We start from the raw sequence: 4,506 nt of genomic DNA on the forward strand, positions 1-4,506 counted from the left end.
TTGATTAATTTTTGTTGTTAGTATTGTAGCTCCTTTGGTTGGTAATAGTAAATTTTCTTTCCAATTAAAAGATTTGTTTGTTATAATATTAGTTACTTTTTTACCATCTAAACCAAGCTCTTTAAACCTAGAAAGATCTAGTTGGTGTGGATCTTCATTTTTATTTAGGATGATGGTAACTACGTCATCATTTAAAATTCTAAATAATACATAGACGCCATTTTCAGGAGCAAAATGTATGGTTTTGCCATTATGAATAGTCTCACTATTTTTTCTGAAATTTAATAGTGTACTCATATAGTTTTGCATTTCTTTTTGATTGGTAGTTAAGCCTTCTCCTGTAAATGCATTTGTAGTGTCAGTGTTCCATCCGCCAGGAAAATCTGTACGTATTAAACCGTGATCTCCTGGTTTAGCCGTGTTTTGCATTAAAATTTCTGTACCGTAATAAAACTGAGGAATACGTGGTAACAAAGCTGTGTAGGCTATTGCCATTTTTGTATTTTCTACATTTTCATTAAGTTGAGTAAACACTCTGTCCATATCATGATTGTCTAAAAACACCATAATATCTTTAGGAGATTGGTACGCAAAATCATTAGCTAACCCTTCATATGCTTTTACTAGTCCTGTACCCCAAGTTTCATCTTGGTTTAAGGCATCTACAATGTTTTGTTGCATAGCAAAATCCATAGTAGAGGTAAGGTTAGACTGGTACTCATCTTTATTTTTATTATCTTTTTGCCAATAAGCAATTAGTAAAGGATTGTAACTCCACTCTTCACCAACAATAGAAAAGTTAGGATATTCTGCCATAATAGAGCCGGCCCAATTTGCCATAAAATATTTATCTGGATAAGGGTATGTATCTTGGCGTATACCTCCTAATTCTAAAGTCTCTATCCACCAGATACTATTTTGAATTATATATGTTCCTAAAAAAGGATTACGCTGATTTAAATCGGGCATATGGTTACCAAACCAACCGTGAGTCATTATTTTATTATCTGCTTTAGATGCATAAATATCTTGGTTACTGGTTCTTTTATGGTTAGATATTTCTACAGGTTTGTTGTTTGTAAACTCATTCTGGTAGTTAACCCAATCCTTAAAAGGTAAATCTTTCATCCACCAGTGTTCTAATCCGCAATGATTAGCCACTTGGTCCATAATAATTTTTATACCTTTTTTATTTGCTTTTACAGCAAGCTCTTTATACTCTCCCAGAGTACCAAATCTAGGATCTACACCATAAAAATCTGTAATAGCATAGCCATGGTAAGATGCGTTATACATATTATTTGTTAAAAGCGGACTTGGCCAAATAGCTGTAAAACCTAATTTATCTATATAATCTAAATTATTTGTAATGCCTTTAATATCTCCTCCGTGTCTGGCATAATCGTTAGTACGGTCTATTGCTTTTTCATTTAAGGTGCTATCTATATCATTACTAGTATAAGCATTTGCAAAACGGTCTGGGGTAATTAAGTAAACAGCATCAGCGCTAGAAAAACCTAAGTAATCATCAGCTTTTTTATTTCGTTCTTTAAGTTCATATGTCTCAACTTTTTTAGCACCATCTTTAGTAGTAAAAGTAATGTTGAACTTGCCTGCGGTTACTGATTCATCAATTTCTAAATCAATAAACAAATAGTTAGGACTATCACCTTTAGTTACTTTTTTTATAGAAATACCTGTTTTAGAAATAGTAGCAGTAGCTTCTGTAATATTTGGATCTTTAACAAGTAATTGTAAATTATTGTTTTTAAAACCTACCCACCAATTTGGTGGTTCTATGCGCTCTATATCATTAGAAATTGTAATAGGCGCTACTTCTTGTTTCTGTTCTTTTTTAGGAGAACAAGAAACAAAAAGAGCAAAAACTAATACAAAAACACTTAAAAATCCTTTTTTCATAGCTAAAATAATATTTAAGCAGTAATTAAATTATTCTGTTTAATAGTAATAGAATTGCCATTTACAAATATCGTAAGCTCTTCTCCTTTTAATAGCTCAAAAGTATTTTTAGACTGAGTTACACTTACTTTAATTGTATGGTTTCTAAAATTAACTTTAAATGAATAGCCTTCCCATTCTTTAGGTATTTTAGGGCTAAAAGATAGTTTGTGGTTACGTACGCGCATACCACCAAAGCCTTCAATAATACTCATCCAAGTACCAGCCATAGATGTAATATGTAAGCCTTCTTCTACCTCTTTATTATAATCATCTAAATCTAGTCTAGATGTTCTTAAATAAAAGCTATATGCTTGGTCCATACGGTCTAACTTTGCAGCTAAAATACTATGTACACAAGGAGAGAGTGAACTTTCGTGCACTGTAAAAGGCTCATAAAAATCAAAATGACGCTCTATTTCTTCATTTGTAAAGTTGTCTTCAAATAAGTAAAAACCTTGTAGAGTATCTGCTTGTTTAATGTATGGCGAGCGTAAAATTCTGTCCCAAGACCATTTCTGATTTATGGGTCTAAAAGCAGTATCCAAATCAGAAACAGGAGTTAATTCTTTGTCTAAAAATCCGTCTTGTTGTAAAAATACATTATGCTCTTCAGAAAAAGGGAAATACATATTATCTGCTACGTCTTTCCACTTTTTAATTTCATCAGAAGTTAAATTAACTTTAGACATAACACGTTCATAATCTGTAGTGTATTTTTCTTTGACAGTAGCTATAGTTTCTGTGGTGTAATTAATACACCATTGTGCCATATAGTTGGTATACCAGTTATTGTTTATGTTATTTTCGTACTCATTAGGACCAGTAACACCAAGAATAACATATTTATTTTGCTTGGTAGAAAAAGTAGCTCTTTGGTGCCAAAAACGGGCAATACCAATAAGCACCTCTAATCCTTTCTCTGGAATATAGCTGTAGTCTCCTGTATACCTATAATAATTATAAATAGCAAAAGCAATGGCTCCGTTTCTGTGTATTTCCTCAAAGGTAATTTCCCATTCATTATGGCACTCTTCGCCATTCATAGTTACCATTGGGTACAAGGCAGCTCCGTTAGAAAAATCTAATTTTTCTGCATTTTCAATAGCTTTTTCTAAGTGATTGTACCTGTATGCTAATAAATTGCGACCAACATTTTGGTCTTTAGTAGCCATATAAAAAGGCAAACAATAAGCTTCTGTATCCCAGTAAGTACTACCACCATATTTTTCGCCAGTAAAACCTTTAGGTCCAATATTTAGTTGTGCATCTGTTCCTAAGTATGTTTGGTTTAACTGAAAAATATTAAAACGGATACCTTGTTGCGCTTTTACATCGCCATCTATAGTTATGTCTGATGTTTCCCAAATAGTAGCCCAAGCATCTTTTTGTGATTGCAATAATGCAGTAAAACCTGTTTTAATAGCTTTGTTTAATGCTTCTGTAGCTGCAGAAATTAAGTTTTCTTTAGCGTGATTCCTATCTACTGTATACCCTGCAAATTTGTGTATAGAAAAAGTAGAGTTTGCATCTACATCTGCAGTGTAGCTATATGTTATTTTATTTTTTATTTTTTCAACTATAGGAACAATACCTGCTTTTTTATCATTCAAAAAACATTCGGACTCCATAAAAGTACAGGTATTAAACTCTGTTTTTAAAGTATGTGCCTCTATAAATGCTTTGTTGTCTAAAGAATTTATGTTTGTTATTTCCCAAAATTTATCATCCCAGTTAGTGTCTTCATTGGTAATACCTGCATCTAAATAAGGACTAAATGTTATTGTAGCATCTACGTTTACAGGAGTAATGGTATAGTCAATAGCACCAACTTCATCTAATGTTAAGCTTAAAAAACGTTTTGTTTTTACAGAAACAATTACGTTATTTTTTAGAGTAGCTGTAAAAGTTCTAGACAGCCAACCTTCTTGCATATTTAATTCTCTTTTAAAATTATCTACTTTACACGTAAATAAATCCAGGTTTTCGCCATTAACTTGCACGTTAATACCAATCCAATTAGGAGCATTTAATACTTTAGCAAAATACTCAGGGTATCCTTTTTTCCACCAGCCAACTTTAGTTTTATCTGGGTAATAAACACCAGCTATGTAACTACCTTGAAAAGTAGGTCCAGAGTAGTGTTCTTCAAAATTAGCTCTTTGTCCCATTGCACCGTTTCCAATGCTAAACAAGCTTTCTGAAGATTTAACTCTGTCTGTGTTAAAACCTTCTTCTATGATAGACCACTTGTTTGTTATAATATAATCTTGATTCATAATTTCTTATGCTATTGATTCTTGCAGATGTTACTTTTTGAGTAAGCTATTATCTACATTTATTTTTTTATTAATTCTTGTATAAAGTCTGATGAGATTTCTGTAAAATCTTTAAAAACATAGTCAGCCTTGCTTAATATTGATGCATCTCCAATACCAATGCTAATCATATTTGCGGCATTAGCAGCATCTATACCAGCTGTTGCATCTTCAAAAACAATACAATCTTCAGGGGCAATAGATAGTGCATTTGCAGCATTTAAAAATA

The 4,506-nt window shown here is 32.2% G+C and carries 3 protein-coding genes; all 3 read right to left on the bottom strand.

Going from position 1 to position 4,506, the window contains the following annotated elements; genetic code table 11:
- A partial coding sequence (locus ABJD66_RS09420; RefSeq protein ID WP_348130790.1) for a glycoside hydrolase family 13 protein occupies nucleotides 1–1,920 on the bottom strand: 1,920 nt, incomplete at its 3' end.
- A gap of 14 nt (nucleotides 1,921–1,934) precedes the next feature.
- Entirely contained in the window at nucleotides 1,935–4,238 is a 2,304-nt protein-coding gene (locus ABJD66_RS09425; RefSeq protein WP_348130793.1) for a glycoside hydrolase family 65 protein, read from the bottom strand.
- A 59-nt stretch (nucleotides 4,239–4,297) separates the two neighbouring features.
- Nucleotides 4,298–4,506, bottom strand: a 209-nt coding sequence (locus ABJD66_RS09430; RefSeq protein ID WP_348130796.1) for an HAD-IA family hydrolase, incomplete at its 5' end; no start/stop codon positions are given.

The sequence above is a fragment of the Cellulophaga sp. genome (assembly GCF_039943695.1).
GTDB lineage: Bacteria > Bacteroidota > Bacteroidia > Flavobacteriales > Flavobacteriaceae > Cellulophaga.

Coding starts and splice junctions, on each gene's coding strand:
- ABJD66_RS09425 (WP_348130793.1), bottom strand. CDS start 4,238: ATGAATCAAGATTATATTATAACAAACAAGTGGTCTATCATAGAAGAA.